This is a genomic window from Mycobacterium sp. 050128, assembly GCF_036409155.1.
Taxonomy (GTDB): domain Bacteria; phylum Actinomycetota; class Actinomycetes; order Mycobacteriales; family Mycobacteriaceae; genus Mycobacterium.
In genome coordinates, this window is record NZ_JAZGLW010000001.1 from 2,619,256 (window position 1) to 2,635,581 (window position 16,326).

The window sequence follows — 16,326 nt, forward strand, 5'->3', positions numbered from 1 at the left end:
GCACTAAACCCGGTGCGCATGACGCACATTAGGGACGCGACGTAGCGTGGAGTGGTGACATCACCGAGCAACTTGCCCCGAACCGTCGGCGAGCTACGTGCCGCCGGCCATCGTGAGCGGGGAGTCAAGCAGGAAATCCGCGAGAATCTACTGACCGCTTTGGCCGAGGGTGACGACATCTGGCCGGGCATTCTGGGATTCGAGGACACCGTATTGCCCCAGCTGGAGCGGGCGTTGATCGCGGGTCACGACTTCGTTCTGCTCGGCGAGCGCGGCCAGGGCAAAACTCGATTGCTGCGCGCGCTGACCGGGCTGCTCGACGAATGGACGCCGGTGATCGGGGGCGCGGAGCTCGGTGAGCACCCCTACACCCCGATCACGCCGGAGTCGATCCGCCGGGCCGCCACCCTCGGCGACGACTTGCCGGTCGAGTGGCGACACCGCAGCGAGCGCTACACCGAGAAGCTGGCCACCCCCGACACCAGCGTCGCCGACCTGGTCGGTGACATCGACCCGATCAAGGTGGCCGAGGGTCGCAGCCTCGGGGACCCGGAAACCATCGCCTACGGGCTGATCCCGCGTGCGCACCGCGGCATCGTCGCGGTCAACGAACTGCCCGACCTCGCCGAGCGCATTCAGGTGTCGATGCTCAACGTGATGGAGGAACGCGACATCCAGGTCCGCGGCTACACGCTGCGCCTGCCGCTGGACGTGTTGGTGGTCGCCAGCGCCAACCCCGAGGACTACACCAACCGCGGTCGCATCATCACCCCGCTCAAAGACCGGTTCGGCGCCGAGATCCGTACCCACTACCCGCTGGAGCTGGACGCCGAGGTCGGCGTCATCGTTCAGGAAGCACACCTGAGCGCACAGGTGCCCGATTATCTGACGCAGGTGATCGCGCGGTTCGCCCGCTACCTGCGGGAGTCCAACTCGGTGGACCAGCGATCCGGCGTCTCGGCGCGATTCGCCATCGCCGCGGCGGAAACCGTCGCGGCATCGGCCCGCCACCGTGGCGCCATGCTCGGTGAGACCGACCCGGTGGCACGGGTTGTCGACCTGGGCACGGTGATCGACGTGCTGCGCGGCAAGCTGGAATTCGAATCCGGTGAGGAAGGCCGCGAACAGGCGGTGCTCGAGCACCTGTTGCGTCGTGCGACCGCCGACACCGCGTCGCGCGCGCTCGGCGGCATCGACGTCGGCCCGTTGGTCGCCGCGGTGGAAGCCGGTTCCGCGGTGACCACCGGCGAGCGCATCTCCGCCAAGGACGTGCTGGCCGCCGTTCCGGGCCTGCCCGTCGTGGAAGAGATCGCCGACCGGCTGAATGCGGAATCCGAGGGCGAACGGGCCGCGGCATTGGAACTGGCGCTCGAAGCGTTATATCTGGCCAAGAGAATCGACAAGGTATCCGGGGAGGGCCAAACCGTTTATGGCTAAGCCTATTTCGCCAGGGCACTCCTCCCGTTACTCGGCGTACACCGGCGGGCCGGACCCGTTGGCGCCGCCGGTGGATCTGCGCGAGGCGCTCGAGCAGATCGGGCAGGACGTCATGGGCGGGACCTCCCCGCGCCGGGCGCTGTCCGAGCTGCTCCGCCGTGGTACCGAGAACATGCGCGGCGCCGACCGGTTGGCGGCAGAAGCGAATCGGCGCCGACGGGACCTGTTGCGCCGCAACAACTTAGACGGAACACTGCAAGATATCAAAAAACTGCTCGACGAGGCGGTGCTGGCCGAGCGTAAGGAATTGGCCCGCGCGCTCGACGACGACGCCCGCTTCGGCGAGCTGCAGCTCGACGCCCTGCCGTCTTCGCCGGCCAAGGCGGTCCAGGAACTGTCCGAGTACAACTGGCGCAGTTCTGAGGCTCGCGAAAAGTACGACCAGATCAAGGATCTGCTGGGCCGCGAGATGCTGGATCAGCGCTTCGCGGGCATGAAGGAGGCGCTGGCGGGTGCCACCGACGAGGATCGCCAGCGCGTCAACGACATGCTGGACGACCTCAACGACCTGCTGGACAAGCACAACCGCGGCGAAGACAGCCAGCAGGACTTCGACGACTTCATGGACAAGCATGGGGAGTTCTTCCCGGAGAACCCGCGCAACATCGACGAGCTGATGGACTCGCTGGCCAAGCGGGCCGCCGCGGCGCAACGGTTCCGTAACAGCCTCAGCCCCGACCAGCGCGCCGAGCTGGATGCGTTGGCGCAGCAGGCATTTGGCTCTCCGTCGCTGATGAACGCGTTGAACCGCCTCGACGCGAACCTGCAGGCCGCCCGGCCGGGCGAGGACTGGATGGGTTCGGAGCAGTTCTCCGGCGACAACCCGTTCGGCATGGGCGAAGGCGCCCAGGCTCTGGCCGACGTCGCCGAGCTGGAGCAGCTGGCCGACCAGCTTTCGCAGAGCTATCCCGGCGCCACGATGGACGACGTCGATCTGGACGCGCTGGCGCGCCAGCTCGGCGATCAGGCCGCGATCGACGCGCGGACGCTGTCGGAGCTGGAACGGGCGCTGGTCAATCAGGGCTTTTTGGACCGTGGCTCCGACGGCCAGTGGCGGTTGTCGCCCAAGGCCATGCGCAGGCTCGGTGAGACCGCGTTACGCGATGTGGCACAACAGCTTTCGAGCCGTCGAGGCGACCGTGAGCTGCGGCGCGCCGGGGCGGCTGGCGAGCTGACCGGCGCGACCCGGCCGTGGCAGTTCGGTGACACCGAGCCGTGGAACATTCCCCGCACGCTGACCAACGCGGTGCTGCGGCAGGCCGGGACCGCGACGCTGGACAGCGCGAACCCGGTGCTGAAGATCACCGTCGACGACGTCGAGGTGTCCGAGACCGAGACGCGCACCCAGGCCGCGGTGGCGCTGCTGGTCGACACCTCGTTTTCGATGGTGATGGAGAATCGCTGGTTGCCGATGAAGCAGACGGCGCTCGCGCTCAACCACCTGGTGACTACCCGGTTTCGCTCGGATGCCTTGCAGATCATCGCCTTTGGCCGATACGCCCGAACCGTGACGGCCGCCGAGCTCACCGGCCTGGAGGGGGTCTACGAGCAGGGCACCAACCTGCATCACGCGTTGGCGCTGGCGGGCCGTCATCTGCGGCGCCATCCCAATGCGCAACCCGTGGTGCTGGTGGTGACCGACGGCGAGCCGACCGCACACCTCGAGGATGTCGACGGCGACGGGTCGTCGGTGTTTTTTGACTACCCGCCACACCCGCGGACCATCGCGCACACCGTGCGCGGCTTCGACGACATGGCGCGGTTGGGCGCGCAGATCACCATCTTCCGGCTGGGCAGTGACCCCGGTCTGGCGCGATTCATCGACCAGGTCGCGCGACGGGTCGAGGGACGCGTCGTGGTGCCCGATCTCGACGGCCTGGGTGCCGCGGTGGTCGGCGATTATCTACGGGCTCGGCGCCGCCGCTAGCGCGGTTGTCGCGCGGGCGGTGTGCCAGCCCGCCGTGGCGGTCAGCGAGAATTCGCTCAACGCGCTCGAAATGTGCTCTCTGAGATCGTCGTTCGAGTTGTGGCGGCCCAGCTCATAGGCGAGGAACGAGACGAACACCTGTCCATGCACTCGCCCCGACAACAACGCCAGCGCGCCGTTCGTTTTGTACATCGTTGCGGCGGTGACGCCCGGGTACACCGACTTCATCGCGAAGTAGTCGGCGTCGGTGCCGTCCGGCCGGTTGGCCGCCGGGTTGATCGCGCCGAGGTTGGACGACACGACCGTGGTGGCGCCGCCGGTGACCACGCTGATCAGCCGCCGGAAGACGGGCTTTGGTATCAGGGGGATCAGCGGCAGCAACGCCCAGCGCTCGTCGGGCAGCTCCTGACTGCGGATCAGCGATTGCTTGATCGCGGCGCGGATCTCGCCCAGACCCGTCGCCGCGGTCGCCGGTCTGACCGTGACGTCGACGTTGATCACCGCGTTGGCCCGCGTATCGCCCACAGCGCGCTCGTTGAGCGGCATCCCGACGTTGACCGAGCCGTCCGCCGCGACCCGGCCCACGCGCTGGGCGAGATAGGTGGCCAAGCCGGCGAGGAGCGCGTTGCTGGTTCCGCCGAGCGCCTTTGCGCGGGCGTCCCACTCGTCGGCGTCGAAGAAGAGCATCGCCATGGGCAACGAGATGCTTTGGTCCCCTCCGCTGGGCGGAGCGGGACGCTTTTTGGATGACGGGGCCGGCGATCCGTCGCCGGCTTGCCGGGCCATCCGCACGGCGGCGACGACGGCACGGCCCATATCCGCTGTATCGCAAGCGGTTTGGCGTGCATCCTGGCGCAGCGCCTGCCACCGTCGCCGCGACGCCGCGGCCGGCCAGGTGATCGCGTCGTCGCGCCCGGATGCCGCGTTGGCCAACGCCTCGCAGAGCCCGACGCCGTCGGTGAGGCAGTGTGTGACAACGAAACTCACTACCGCACCACCGTCGGTCAGCGGCAGCATGGCCAGGTGCCAGCCGGGTCCGTGTTCGGCGTCGGGCCGGTAGCTCGCCTGCGTCTCGAGCCACGCGTCGATCTCGTCACGCGGCCGGGCGGTGGTGGCGATCTCGAGGCTGGGACGGTCGCCCGGCGACACCCAGCGGTGCCGGCCGAACGGCAAGGGCGACCGTTCGATCCGGCGCGACAGCCGACCCCGGCCTAGATGCTGGTGGAAGCGCCGCAGCCCGTCGACGTCGATGGCGTGGTCGTACACCCAGATACACTGCAACACACTGGTGGTCGCGGTGGCCCGCTCGCCGAGAAAGAGCGTCTGGTCGGCCAAGTCCAGCACATTGCTCATATTCTAAGCCGCCTCGCCGTCGTCTTCCGTCGGCGAAAGGGCATACAGGCCATCCGAATTAACTTCAGCCGCAACGATGCTCGACTGCTCAAGGGCCTTGCCCGCGATGCGGGCGAAAATCCGATTCAAGGTCGCGATGTACTGATGCACCGACTCCCTGGCTATCTCGTTGTCCGGGAACGACATCGTGACCGTAGTTCGCTCGGCGTGCCGGTTGATCCAGACGTTGATTCCGCCATGGGACAGGCTGTCGCCGTAGGTACCAAAGTTGGTCTCCGCCCACAACCCGGCCAGAGGAATCTTACGAAAGTCGAGGAAGGACAGCATCATCGGCAGCTGCGACGGCAGCTTGATGCCCAGTTCATCCGGTGTCGCGAGCTCCAAGACCCGCTCGACCGGCACATGAGCAAGATCTTTGGCAGCATCGAACGACTTCTGGGCGGCCCGGGCCGCCTCGGGGAACGAGCCGCCGGCGGTCGGCACGACGATCGGAACCATGCTTGCGAACCACCCCACCGTCATCGTGTCGATGCCCTGTGTCCGGGTGTCCCTTGCGGTGAACCCGCGATGAATCTCGTTGCCGGTCAAGATATATTCGGCCAACGCGGTACACGCCAGAACGCCGCCGAGGAACCGGGCGCCGGCCGCGATGCAGGCGACATCGAACGCCTCCGTTCCAGCGGCATCCAGCAATTCGACGGTCACCAAGTCGCCGGCGGTGCTGGCCCAGGTGTCGCCCAGCGGCAGCGGGAAACTCGGCCAGTTACCATCGGCGTCGCGTGCGAACGTGATCCAGTCCTTGATCTCCGGCGACTCCAGGGTCAGGTCCGCAACCTTCTCGCGCTGCCGCGTGGTGTAGTCGCGGTAGCTTCTGAGCTGGGGAGGCGTCGCGGGCTGGTGCGCCGCGCCCTGCGACATTTCAAGGTAGGTCAGGTGGATGTCGAAGAAGATGACCCCGGCGGACAGGCCGTCGATGTGCAGATGGTCGACGCTGGCATAGAAGGTGAAGTAGTCGGTGTGCTGGACAATGCCGAAGTTGAAGCAACCCCATTCGAGCGTTCCGCGGGTCGCCGTCAGGACATGGGTGCGCACCTGGTCGGGGGTCATATGTCCCCACGACACGGGCACCAAATCGATGGCTTCCGGGTCCTCGATGGGGCGGCGCACGATCACGCCGTCGTCGAATTCGAACCAGTTGTGGTAGGTGTCGTGCCGACGGACGTGGGAGTTGACCGCCGTCGTCATGACCGCAATGTCGCACGTACCCGCGATGTCCCACGCCACGACCATCAGCCGGGGTAGCTGTCTGTCCATGGCCTTGCCGTGGAACGCGGCCCAGAGGTGTTGGGCCTGCTGGTAACTCGGCCCAAGACCGCTTCGCGGGGCGGTGCGGGCCGCCTCATGCGCAGTCGGTACGGCGGTCCACATAGTCAGCGGACCATGCGGCGGTTGCCATTCGTTGATGTTCCCCAGTGCGACCATTTTTCAGCCTCGCTGTGCGTAATGCCGACATTTCGTGGACGGCACGGGAGGGGCGGAAATGCGGTTGGCACAGCGTTTTTCGCCCAGCCTTAATACACCCTTCGCGCTGGAATTCTTGCGACGCGCTTCCCCGATATGTCGGGGCCCAACCCTGTGGCGTCGCTTGCACCCCCTGAGCCGCTGTTCTGGACGCTAGTCGACGGGCGTCACGTTTTCGTGGTTTTGCGAAGATACGCAATCCCACGCATTTTCAGAACGGTGCCAGTAGCCTTAACGCCCCAGCCGGTCCAGCGGTGGGCATACGCGCACTCGCGGACGTAGCTGGGTGCGCTGTGGCCGACCGGTATGCGTGCGTTGATTTACCCGTGGGGTCGGCGGGCTTTGCGCTTAATGCCCACACCGCCCCATAGCGAGAAGCCGTGGATATTCACCTTCGGCGCGCCCGGCGTCCCTTGGCCGACGATATCGCGGTCGAAGCCGCCCATTACCCCGCGGCCGTGGATCTCGACATTGACCTCCGGCGGCAACAGGATGTTCTGCGCACCCATGATCGAGACCACGTGGATATCGACCTCGGTCGACGTGAAGTCGGCGTAGCGCAGATCAACCACCCCGCTGCCCCACAGCGTGAACGTGGTCAACTTCTTCGGGACGTTCCAGCGCCCGCGCCGCTCGAATCCACTCAGCAGGGCGAGCAGCAGGGTGGAGGGCGCCGGATTCTGCTTTCCGCCGCGGCGTGGGCTTATCGGTGCGCCCGGTAGATCCTCCCGGAGCTGATCCAATTCTTCGTAGGTCGTCGCCGCATATGCCCTGGTCAGACGCTCTTCGTAGTCCTTGAGCTGCAGGCGACCCTGCTCGGCCGCATAGGCGAGTAATTGCGCAATTTGTATGCGATCGGTATCGGCCGCACGCGAGAATTCCTCGCGCCCGTCCTTCGCATCGTGCTGCGCTGAATCGCTCATCATCCACGAGCGTACGACGTCCATCTATTGCTGCAAGAGGGTTGGCTAAATCGCAACCATCCTCCTGGGCATGCCTAATTGCGGTCGGCGTCGTCGGTGGCGGCTGGCGGGGCCCAACTGGGTGGACGTTTCTGCAGGAATGCGAGCATGCCTTCGCGGGCTTCGTCGGAGACGAACAGCCGGGCGGACTCCTCGGTGAGCCGCTGCGCGTCGCGGTCGAATCCTTCGAGCACCGCGGCCGTCGTGAGCGCCTTTGACGCGGCCAGGCCCTGGGGTGATCCGCGGCCGATATCGGCGACGAGTTCGGCCACCGCGGCCTCGACATCGTCGGCTGCGATAGTGACCAGTCCGATCTCCGCCGCCGCGGCGGCATCGAAAGTCTGGCCGGTGAGGTAGTAACGCGCGGCCGCCCGCGGGGACAGCTTCGGCAGCAGCGTCAGCGAGATGATCGACGGGGCCACACCGATGCGCGCCTCGGTCAGCGCGAAGGTACTGCGCGGTCCCGCCACGGCGATGTCGCAGGCACCGACCAAACCGAATCCACCCGCACGCACATGACCGTCGACCGCGGCGATGACCGGCAGCGGCGAGGAGACGATGGCGCGCAGTAATGCGGTCATCTCCTTGGCGCGCGCCGCGGCCATGTCGAACGGGTTGCCGGCACCCGCCTCGCCGAGGTCCGCGCCGGCGCAGAACGTGCCGCCGGTGTGCCCGAGCACCACCACCCGCACCGCCGGATCCGCTGCCGCGTCGCGCAGGCCCTGGTGCAATTGGCTGACCAGAGTGGTCGATAGCGCGTTGCGGTTGTGCGGTGAGTTCAGCGTCAGCCGAGCCAACGGTCCCGCGACGGCGTATTCGACGAGGGTGTCCATCAGTAGCTTCGGGGCAGGCCCAGGGAGGTCTGCGCGACGAAGTTCAACACCATCTCGCGGCTGACCGGCGCGATCCGCCCCAGCCGGGCCGAGGTGAGCATCGCGGCGACGCCGTACTCCTTGGTCAGACCGTTGCCGCCCATCGACTGCACGGCCTGATCCACCGAACGGGTAGCAGCCTCGGCCGCAGCGTATTTCGCCATGTTGGCGGCCTCGGCCGCACCGAAGTCGTCACCGGCGTCGTAGAGCGTCGCGGCCTTCTGCATCATCAGTTTGGCGAGCTGGACCTCAATGTGGCACTGCGCCAACGGGTGTGACAGACCCTGGTGCGCGCCGATCGGGGTTCCCCACACCTGGCGGGTCTTGACGTAGTCGGAAGCCTTCTCCAGCGCGAAGCGGCCCATGCCCACCGAGCTCGCCGCGCCCATGATCCGCTCGGGGTTCAGGCCCGCGAAAAGCTGTGCGATCGCGGCGTCTTCGGCCCCGACGAGTGCATCGGCGGGCAGCCTGACGTCGTCCAGGAAGACCTGAAATTGGCGCTCGGGGCTGATCAGCTCCATCTCGATCGGGGTGTAGCTGAAGCCGGGTGCGTCGGTAGGCACCACGAACAACGCCGGACGTAGCTTGCCGGTCTTGGCTTCCTCGGAGCGTGCCACCACCAGCACGGCCTGCGCCTGATCGACGCCGGAGATGTAGACCTTCTGGCCCTTGAGAATCCAGTCGCCGCCGTCGCGGCGCGCGGTGGTGGTGATCTTGTGCGAGTTCGACCCGGCGTCGGGCTCGGTGATCGCGAACGCCATCGTCAGCGTGCCGTCGGCAATGGACGGAATCCAGCGTTTCTTCTGCTCTTCCGTCCCGAACTTGCTGATGATGGTGCCGTTGATCGCCGGCGAGACCACCATCAGCAGCAGTGCGCTGCCCGCGGCGGCCATTTCCTCCATGACCAATGACAGCTCGTACATTCCGGCGCCGCCGCCACCGTACTCCTCTGGCAGGTTCACGCCGAGGAAGCCGAGTTTGCCTGCTTCGGACCACAATTCATCGGTGTGCTCGTGTGCGCGCGCCTTTTTCAGGTAGTACTCGCTGCCGTAGTTGGACGCCCAGGCGGCCACCGACTTGCGCAGCGCCTGGCGCTCCTCGCTTTCGATGAAGCTGGTATCCGTCATTTACGAATCTCCTTTTGCTTGGCCATTTTCTGGCAGGGTGTCGCCGGGCGCTTCAACTATTGCCAGGACGGCGCCGACTTCGACTTGCTGGCCGGTCGTGACGTTGAGCGAGCTGAGTACGCCGTCGGACGGCGCGGTAATGGTGTGCTCCATCTTCATCGCTTCCAGCCAGATCAGCGGCTGGCCGGTCGTGACGCTGTCACCCACCTGTGCACCGAGCCGGATGACGTTGCCGGGCATGGGTGCCACCAGCGATCCCTTGGCGACCGACGATCCCGGCTCGGGGAACCGGGGTACCGCGTTGAGATGAACCGGCCCGCGCGCCGAGTCGACGTAGACGTCGTGGCCGTAGCGCGCAACCACGAAGCGGCACGCCACGCCGCTGGCGTCGGCCAGCACCACCTCGTCGGGTGCCGACGAGACCAGGTGCACCGCCTCGTCTCCGGCAAGCACCAATCCGGGTCTGGTGAACCGGTATTCGATCCGGTGCTCGTTGTCCTCGTCGTCTGTGTACGTCTTGACCTGATAGCCCGAGGTGAGGTTGCGCCAGCCACTGGGCAGCGAGCCGAACACCGCGGCGCATGCGCGATTGTGCGCGGCGTCGGCCAGTGCCGCGGCGATTGCCGACAAACGCACCACGCCTTCGTCGCTCAGCGGTGCCGACAGCTGCGCCAAGCCGTGCCTGTCGAAAAATGCGGTGTCGGTCGCACCGTCGAGGAACGCCTGATGCCGCAAGACGTTCACCAACAGCTCGCGGTTGGTGCGCAGCCCGTGCAGTCGTGTCCGGGCCAACGTGTCGGCCAGCACCAGCGCTGCTTGCCGGCGGGTCGGCGCATACGAGATGACCTTCGCCAGCATCGGGTCGTAGTGGATCGACACCACCGATCCGTCGACGATGCCGGAGTCCAGCCGGATTCCGGTGCGCTGCCCCAGCGAGGCGAATTGCGCCCGGGTACCGGGCACGTCGAAGGTGTGCACCAGGCCGGCTTGCGGCTGCCAGCCGCGCGCGGGATCTTCGGCATACAGCCGCGCTTCGATCGAATGACCGTGGGCGGCAGGGGGTTCGACATCGAGGCGGTCGCCGTCGGCCACCGCGAGCTGCAGTTCGACGAGGTCGAGCCCGGTGGTCTCTTCGGTGACCGGGTGCTCGACCTGCAGCCTGGTGTTCATCTCCAGGAAGAAGAACTCACCGTCTTGAGAGTCTGGGTCGGCGAGGAACTCCACCGTCCCCGCCCCGGCGTAGCCGATGGCGCTGGCGGCCAGCCGGGCGGCGTCGAAAAGCTTGGCGCGCATGCCCGGAATGCGTTCCACCAACGGCGACGGGGCCTCTTCGATGATCTTCTGGTGACGTCGCTGAATCGAGCATTCCCGCTCTCCGAGCGCCCACACCGTGCCGTGATTATCGGCGAGGATCTGAACCTCCACATGACGGCCGGTCGGCAGGTAGCGCTCGCAGAATACGGTCGGATCGCCGAAGGCGGACTGCGCTTCGCGCTGGGCCGCGGCGACTTCGCCTGCCAGAGCGGACAACTCGCGGACCACCCGCATGCCGCGGCCGCCGCCTCCCGCAGAAGCCTTGACCAGCACCGGCAACTGCGCCTGCGTGACCGAATCGGGGTCGAGTTCGTCGAGCACGGGCACCCCGGCCGCCGACATCAGCTTCTTGGACTCGATCTTGGAGCCCATCGCCCGCACCGCGTCCACCGGCGGCCCGACCCAGATCAGGCCCGCGTCCGCGACAGCGGCCGCGAAGTCGGCGTTCTCCGAAAGGAACCCGTAGCCGGGATGTATGGCGTCCGCACCCGCGGCCCGGGCGGCGGCGATGATGGCCTCGGCATTCAAGTAGTCATTGGTCTTCGCCAGCCGCACCCGGGCGTCGGCCTCGGCGACGTGCGGCGCCTCGGCGTCCGGTTCGGTGTAGACCGCTACGGTGCCCAGGCCGAGTCGCCGGCAGGTGGCGAAGACCCGGCGGGCGATCTCGGCGCGGTTGGCAACGAGTACCCGAGTGATTCCCATGCGGCTCACATCCGGAAGACGCCGAAGTTCGACGTCCCCTTGATCGGGCCATTCGCGATGGCGGACAGACACATTCCCAGGACCGTGCGGGTATCGCGGGGATCGATGACCCCGTCGTCGTAGAGCATCCCGGACAAGACCATCGGCAGCGACTCGGCCTCGATCTGGCCCTCGACGGCGGCCCGCATCGCGGCGTCAGCGTCCTCGTCGACCTGCTGGCCGCGGGCTTCGGCGGCCGCGCGGGCCACGATCGACAGCACGCCGGCCAGCTGGACACCGCCCATCACCGCGGATTTGGCGCTGGGCCAGGCGAACAGGAAGCGGGGGTCATACGCCCGCCCGCACATGCCGTAGTGGCCCGCGCCGTAGGACGCGCCGATCAGCAGCGAGATGTGCGGGACGGTCGAGTTGGACACGGCGTTGATCATCATCGACCCGTGTTTGATCATGCCGCCCTCTTCGTAGTCCTTGCCGACCATGTATCCGGTGGTGTTGTGCAAGAACAACAGTGGTGTGTCATAGCGGTTGGCCAGCTGAATGAATTGGGTGGCCTTCTGCGATTCCTCGCTGAACAGCACACCGCGATGGTTGGCCAGAATCCCGATCGGGTAGCCGCACAGCGTCGCCCAGCCGGTCACCAGCGACGAGCCGTACATCGGCTTGAACTCGTCGAATTCGGAGCCGTCGACGATGCGCGCAATCACGTCGCGCGGGTCGAACGGGATGCGCAGATCCGCCGACACGATGCCGATCAGCTCCTCGGCGTCGAACAGCGGCTCGGTCACGGGCCGCGGCACCGGCCCGAGCTTGCGCCAGTTCAGCCGGGCCACCACACGGCGACCGATGCGGATCGCGTCGAGTTCGTCGACGGCGAAGTAGTCGGCCAGACCCGAAGTGCGGGCGTGCATTTCGGCGCCGCCGAGGGACTCGTCGTCGGACTCTTCGCCGGTGGCCATCTTCACCAGCGGAGGACCGGCCAGGAACACCTTCGAGCGTTCCTTGATCATCACGACGTGATCGGACATGCCGGGGATGTAGGCACCGCCGGCGGTGGAGTTCCCGAAGACGAGCGCGATGGTCGGAATGCCGGCCGCCGAGAGCCGGGTCAGATCGCGGAACATCTGCCCGCCGGGGACGAAGATCTCTTTTTGGGTGGGCAGGTCCGCGCCGCCGGACTCGACCAGCGAGATCACCGGCAGCCGGTTCTCCCGCGCAATCTGGTTGGCCCGCAGGATCTTCTTCAGCGTCCAGGGGTTGCTGGTGCCGCCCTTGACGGTCGGGTCGTTGGCGACGATCAGGCACTCCACGCCCTCGACGGCGCCGATGCCCACCACCGCGCTCGCCCCGAGGGTGAAGGAACTGCCGTAGGCGGCCAGCGGGCTCAGCTCCAGGAACGGCGAATCCGGGTCCAGCAGTAGTTCGATGCGTTCGCGGGCGGTGAACTTGCCGCGGGCGTGGTGGCGCTCGGTGTACTTTTCTCCGCCACCGGCCAACGCCTTGCCGTGCTCGACGTCGATCTCGGCGAGCTTGGCGATCATGGTTTCGGCCGCGTCGGCGTAGGTGGACGCCTTGGGGTCGAGGGTGGACTGCAGCACGGTCATGACCACCGCCGACGATGCAGAGCGGAGCGATGAGAAGAAGGCGGTGCAATCATGATTGGAATCCAAGCAGTTTGGCGGACAGTGCGGTCAGGATTTCGGTGGTACCGCCGCCAATGCCCAGGATTCGCATGTCCCGATATTGGCGTTCGACTTCGGATTCGGCCATGTAGCCCATCCCGCCGAACAGCTGAACGGCTTGGTTGGCCACCCATTCGCCGGCCTCGACGGCCGTGTTCTTGGCGAAGCACACCTGCGGGATCAGGTTCGTCTCGCCGGCGAGCTGGCGTTCCACCACATTGCGCGAATAGACGCGGGCGACGTCGATGCGCCGGGCCATCTCGGCCAGGGTGTTCTGCACCGACTGGCGCGAAATCAGTGGGCGACCGAAGGTCTCGCGGTCACGGCACCACTGCACGGTGATGTCCAGGCACCGCTGCGCACTCGAATACGCTTGTGCGGCAAGGCCGATCCGCTCGGAGACGAACGCCTGCGCGATCTGGGCGAAGCCGCTGTTCTCGGCGCCGACCAGGTTGGCGACGGGCACCCGGGCGTCGACGTAGGACAGCTCGGCGGTGTCAGACGACCGCCAGCCCATCTTGTCCAGCTTGCGGCTCACCTCGAAGCCCGGTGTGCCCTTCTCGACAACCAGCAGCGAAACCCCCGCTGCGCCAGGTCCTCCGGTGCGCACCGCCGTGACGACATAGTCGGCGCGCACCCCGGAGGTGATGTAGGTCTTGGCGCCGTTGACCACGTAGTGGTCGCCGTCACGGACCGCGCTGGTGCGCAAATGCCCGACGTCCGAACCGCCGCCGGGTTCGGTGATGGCCAGCGATCCGATCTTCTCGCCGGCCAACGTCGGCCGGACGAACTCCTCGATCAGCCGCTGATCACCCGAGGCGATCATGTGCGGCACCGCGATGCCACAGGTGAACAGCGAGGCGAAGACGCCGCCCGGGCCGCCGGCCTGGTGGAACTCCTCGCAGATCAGCACCGCGTCGGCGCCGTCGCCGCCACCGCCGCCGACCGCTTCGGGCAGTCCCGCGCCCAGCAGTCCGGCCGCCCCGGCGCGCCGGTGCAAGTCGCGCGGCAGATCGCCGGTGCGTTCCCACTCGTCGACGTGCGGCAGGATCTCGCGTTCGGTGAACGCGCGCACCGTCTTTCGCAGCTGTTCGCGCTCCGGGGTGGTCCAAATGCTCATAGCAGGCTTTCCGGGATGTCGACGTGACGGCTGCGCAGCCATTCGCCCAGCCCCTTGGCCTGGGGATCGAACCGCGCTTGGTAGGCGACGCCCTGACCGAGGATGCCCTCGATCACGAAGTTCACCGCGCGCAGGTTGGGCAGTACATGACGGGTGACGTCGCAGTCCGCCGCCTCGGGCAGCAGCTCCTTGAGCAGGTCGACCGTCAATGTGTTTGCCAGCCAACGCCATTGGTCGCCGGTGCGCACCCAGACTCCGACGTTGGCCGAGCCGCCCTTGTCGCCGCTGCGGGCACCGGCGATGCGACCCAACGGCGCGCGTCGGGTCGGACCGTCGGGCAGAGGTTGCGGCAACGCCGGCGCAGCGGCGGCCGCCAACTCCAAAGTATCGGTGGCACAGGGGATATCGACGCGCGTACCGTCGGTGTGCACCGCGATGTGCGGTACGAGGGTGGCGTCGACATAACCCGCGTTGAAGACGCCGTAGACCTGGCCCTCGCCCGGCGGGGCGGTGACGTGGAAGCCCGGGTAGCTGGCGAGCGCTAATTCGACCGCCGCCGAGGAGAATTGGCGTCCGACATTGGCGGGGTCGGGGTCGCGGACCACGCAGTGCAGCAGCGCACTGGCGGCTTCCTCGGTGTCGGCATCGGGGTGATCGGTGCGCGCCAGCGTCCACTCCAGCTCGGCGGGCTTGACGGTGAGCCCGGCCTCGAGTTGGCGGCGCACCAGCTCGGCCTTGGCCTCGATGTCCAGCCCGGTCAACACGAAGGTCATCGCGTTGCGGAATCCGCCGATGCTGTTCAGCGACACCTTGTACGTGGGCGGCGGCGGCTCACCGACCACACCGGTGATGCTGACCCGGTCCGGACCATCGTCAGCGAGCTCGACGGAGTCCATCCGCGCCGTGACGTCCGGGTTGGCGTAGCGGGCGCCGGTGATCTCGTAGAGCAGCTGCGCGGTGACGGTGTCGACGCTGACCACCCCGCCGGTGCCGGGGTGCTTGGTGATCACCGAGGATCCGTCGGCGTACACCTCGGCCAGCGGGAAGCCGGCGTAGACGAGGCCGGAGGACTCCAGAATTTCGGTGAAGAACGCGTAGTTGCCGCCGGTGGCCTGCACGCCGCATTCGATGACGTGTCCGGCGACCACCGCGCCGGCGAGTTCGTTGTAGTCGGTGCGGCCCCAGCCGAAGTGCGCGGCCGCCGCGCCGACGATCACCGAGGCGTCGGTGACCCGGCCGGTGACGACGATGTCGGCGCCGTCGGTCAGGCAGTCGACGATGCCCCATGCGCCCAGGTAAGCGTTCGCGGTCAGCGGCGTGCCCAGCCCGAGTTCGGCCGCGCGGGGCGCCAGGTCGTCGCCCTCGACGTGGGCGACCCGGGCGGGGATGCCCAGCCGCTGCGCCAGGGCGCGTATCGCGTCGGCCAGTCCGGCGGGGTTGAGGCCACCGGCGTTGGCGACGATGCGCACCCCGCGGTCACGGGCTTCGCCCAGGCAGTCCTCGAGCTGAGTCAGGAAGGTCTTGGCGTAGCCGCGCTCGGAGTGTTTCATCCGGTCGCGGCCCAGGATCAGCATGGTGAGCTCGGCCAGGTAATCGCCGGTCAGGTAGTCGACAGGATCGCCTGAGCCGCCGGTCAGCATCTCGCGCATGGCCGCCAGCCGGTCGCCGTAGAACCCCGAGCAGTTCGCGATCCGGACAGCACCGGACCCGCCAGAACCAGAGGCCATTGGCGTCCTCCATTCGGGAATTACCGGTGCTCCAACCAACCAACCACCCGGTAGGTTAGCGGGTACCGCCGGTGTCACGTCAAGGATGCCTGCCTCGGCGCCGGTGTCATAGTCCCGCAGGCCGCGCCGCCCGTTTTGGCCACCAGCAGGTCACCGACTATTCTTTAGGGCAATCGTCGCCGTCGGCCCCAGCGGTCATGCCGCGCGACGCACCGACCCGAAACCCAAATCGAGGAGAAGGCCCGACCATGGCCGTACCCAAGCGCAGAATGTCGCGCTCGAACACCCGTAGCCGCCGCTCGCAGTGGAAGGCCGAAAAGACCGAGCTCGTCGGTGTGACCGTGGCCGGGCAGAAGCACAAGGTGCCGCGTCGACTGCTCAAGGCGGCTCGCCTGGGCCTGATCGATCTCGACCGACGCTAGCTGGATTGCCCAACTCCTCAACGGGCCCTGCTGGCCCGCATCGTCGTCGGGCACACATCTCGGCAAATACCCGGCGCGCCTCTCAGGCCGCTCTCAGGCCCTA

At 67.2% G+C, this 16,326-nt stretch carries 12 protein-coding genes; 3 read left to right on the forward strand and 9 right to left on the reverse strand.

The features are described from left to right. Window positions 1-51 precede the first annotated feature (51 nt). Both SKC41_RS12710 and SKC41_RS12715 read left to right on the forward strand, forming a co-directional pair. On the forward strand, window positions 52-1,437 hold the full coding sequence (locus tag SKC41_RS12710) for an ATP-binding protein (RefSeq protein ID WP_330977905.1): 1,386 nt from the start codon (window positions 52-54) through the stop codon (window positions 1,435-1,437). Further along, entirely contained in the window at window positions 1,430-3,424 is a 1,995-nt protein-coding gene (locus SKC41_RS12715; protein WP_330977906.1) for a vWA domain-containing protein, read from the forward strand. The genes SKC41_RS12710 and SKC41_RS12715 overlap by 8 nt, the downstream gene beginning before the upstream one ends. Here the strand turns inward: SKC41_RS12715 and SKC41_RS12720 are convergent. From SKC41_RS12720 to SKC41_RS12760, 9 genes are all read right to left on the reverse strand, one after another. After that, window positions 3,401-4,777 carry a hypothetical protein gene (locus tag SKC41_RS12720; protein ID WP_330977907.1) on the reverse strand — a complete coding sequence of 459 codons (1,377 nt, stop codon included), beginning with the start codon at window positions 4,775-4,777 and terminating at the stop codon, window positions 3,401-3,403. The genes SKC41_RS12715 and SKC41_RS12720 overlap by 24 nt on opposite strands. Window positions 4,778-4,780: 3 nt before the next feature. Continuing rightward, window positions 4,781-6,259 carry a condensation domain-containing protein gene (locus SKC41_RS12725; protein WP_330977908.1) on the reverse strand — a complete coding sequence of 493 codons (1,479 nt, stop codon included), beginning with the start codon at window positions 6,257-6,259 and terminating at the stop codon, window positions 4,781-4,783. Window positions 6,260-6,618: 359 nt separating this feature from the next. Beyond that, on the reverse strand, window positions 6,619-7,221 hold the full coding sequence (locus tag SKC41_RS12730; RefSeq protein WP_330977909.1) for a DUF1707 SHOCT-like domain-containing protein: 603 nt from the start codon (window positions 7,219-7,221) through the stop codon (window positions 6,619-6,621). Window positions 7,222-7,295: 74 nt separating this feature from the next. Continuing rightward, window positions 7,296-8,093 (reverse strand): enoyl-CoA hydratase family protein, encoded by a 798-nt coding sequence (locus SKC41_RS12735; RefSeq protein ID WP_330977910.1) that lies wholly within the window; start codon window positions 8,091-8,093, stop codon window positions 7,296-7,298. Beyond that, entirely contained in the window at window positions 8,093-9,259 is a 1,167-nt protein-coding gene (locus SKC41_RS12740) for an acyl-CoA dehydrogenase family protein (protein ID WP_330977911.1), read from the reverse strand. The genes SKC41_RS12735 and SKC41_RS12740 overlap by 1 nt, the downstream gene beginning before the upstream one ends. Further along, window positions 9,260-11,275 carry an acetyl/propionyl/methylcrotonyl-CoA carboxylase subunit alpha gene (locus tag SKC41_RS12745; RefSeq protein WP_330977912.1) on the reverse strand — a complete coding sequence of 672 codons (2,016 nt, stop codon included), beginning with the start codon at window positions 11,273-11,275 and terminating at the stop codon, window positions 9,260-9,262. It lies immediately after the preceding gene. 5 nt (window positions 11,276-11,280) lie between these two features. Beyond that, window positions 11,281-12,870: an acyl-CoA carboxylase subunit beta gene (locus SKC41_RS12750; protein ID WP_330978865.1), complete on the reverse strand. Its 1,590-nt coding sequence runs from the start codon at window positions 12,868-12,870 to the stop codon at window positions 11,281-11,283. Window positions 12,871-12,925: 55 nt separating this feature from the next. After that, complete coding sequence (locus SKC41_RS12755) at window positions 12,926-14,074, reverse strand: acyl-CoA dehydrogenase family protein (protein WP_330977913.1); 1,149 nt, start codon at window positions 14,072-14,074, stop codon at window positions 12,926-12,928. Further along, window positions 14,071-15,801, reverse strand: a complete 1,731-nt coding sequence (locus SKC41_RS12760) for an acyclic terpene utilization AtuA family protein (protein ID WP_330977914.1) — start codon at window positions 15,799-15,801, stop codon at window positions 14,071-14,073. Before SKC41_RS12760 ends, SKC41_RS12755 begins: the two co-directional genes overlap by 4 nt. Before the next feature lie 248 nt (window positions 15,802-16,049). Here SKC41_RS12760 and rpmF point away from each other — a divergent pair, with 248 nt between their 5' ends. Continuing rightward, window positions 16,050-16,223, forward strand: coding sequence for a 50S ribosomal protein L32 (gene rpmF, locus SKC41_RS12765; RefSeq protein ID WP_066821168.1), 174 nt, complete (start codon window positions 16,050-16,052; stop codon window positions 16,221-16,223). Window positions 16,224-16,326: the final 103 nt, after the last annotated feature.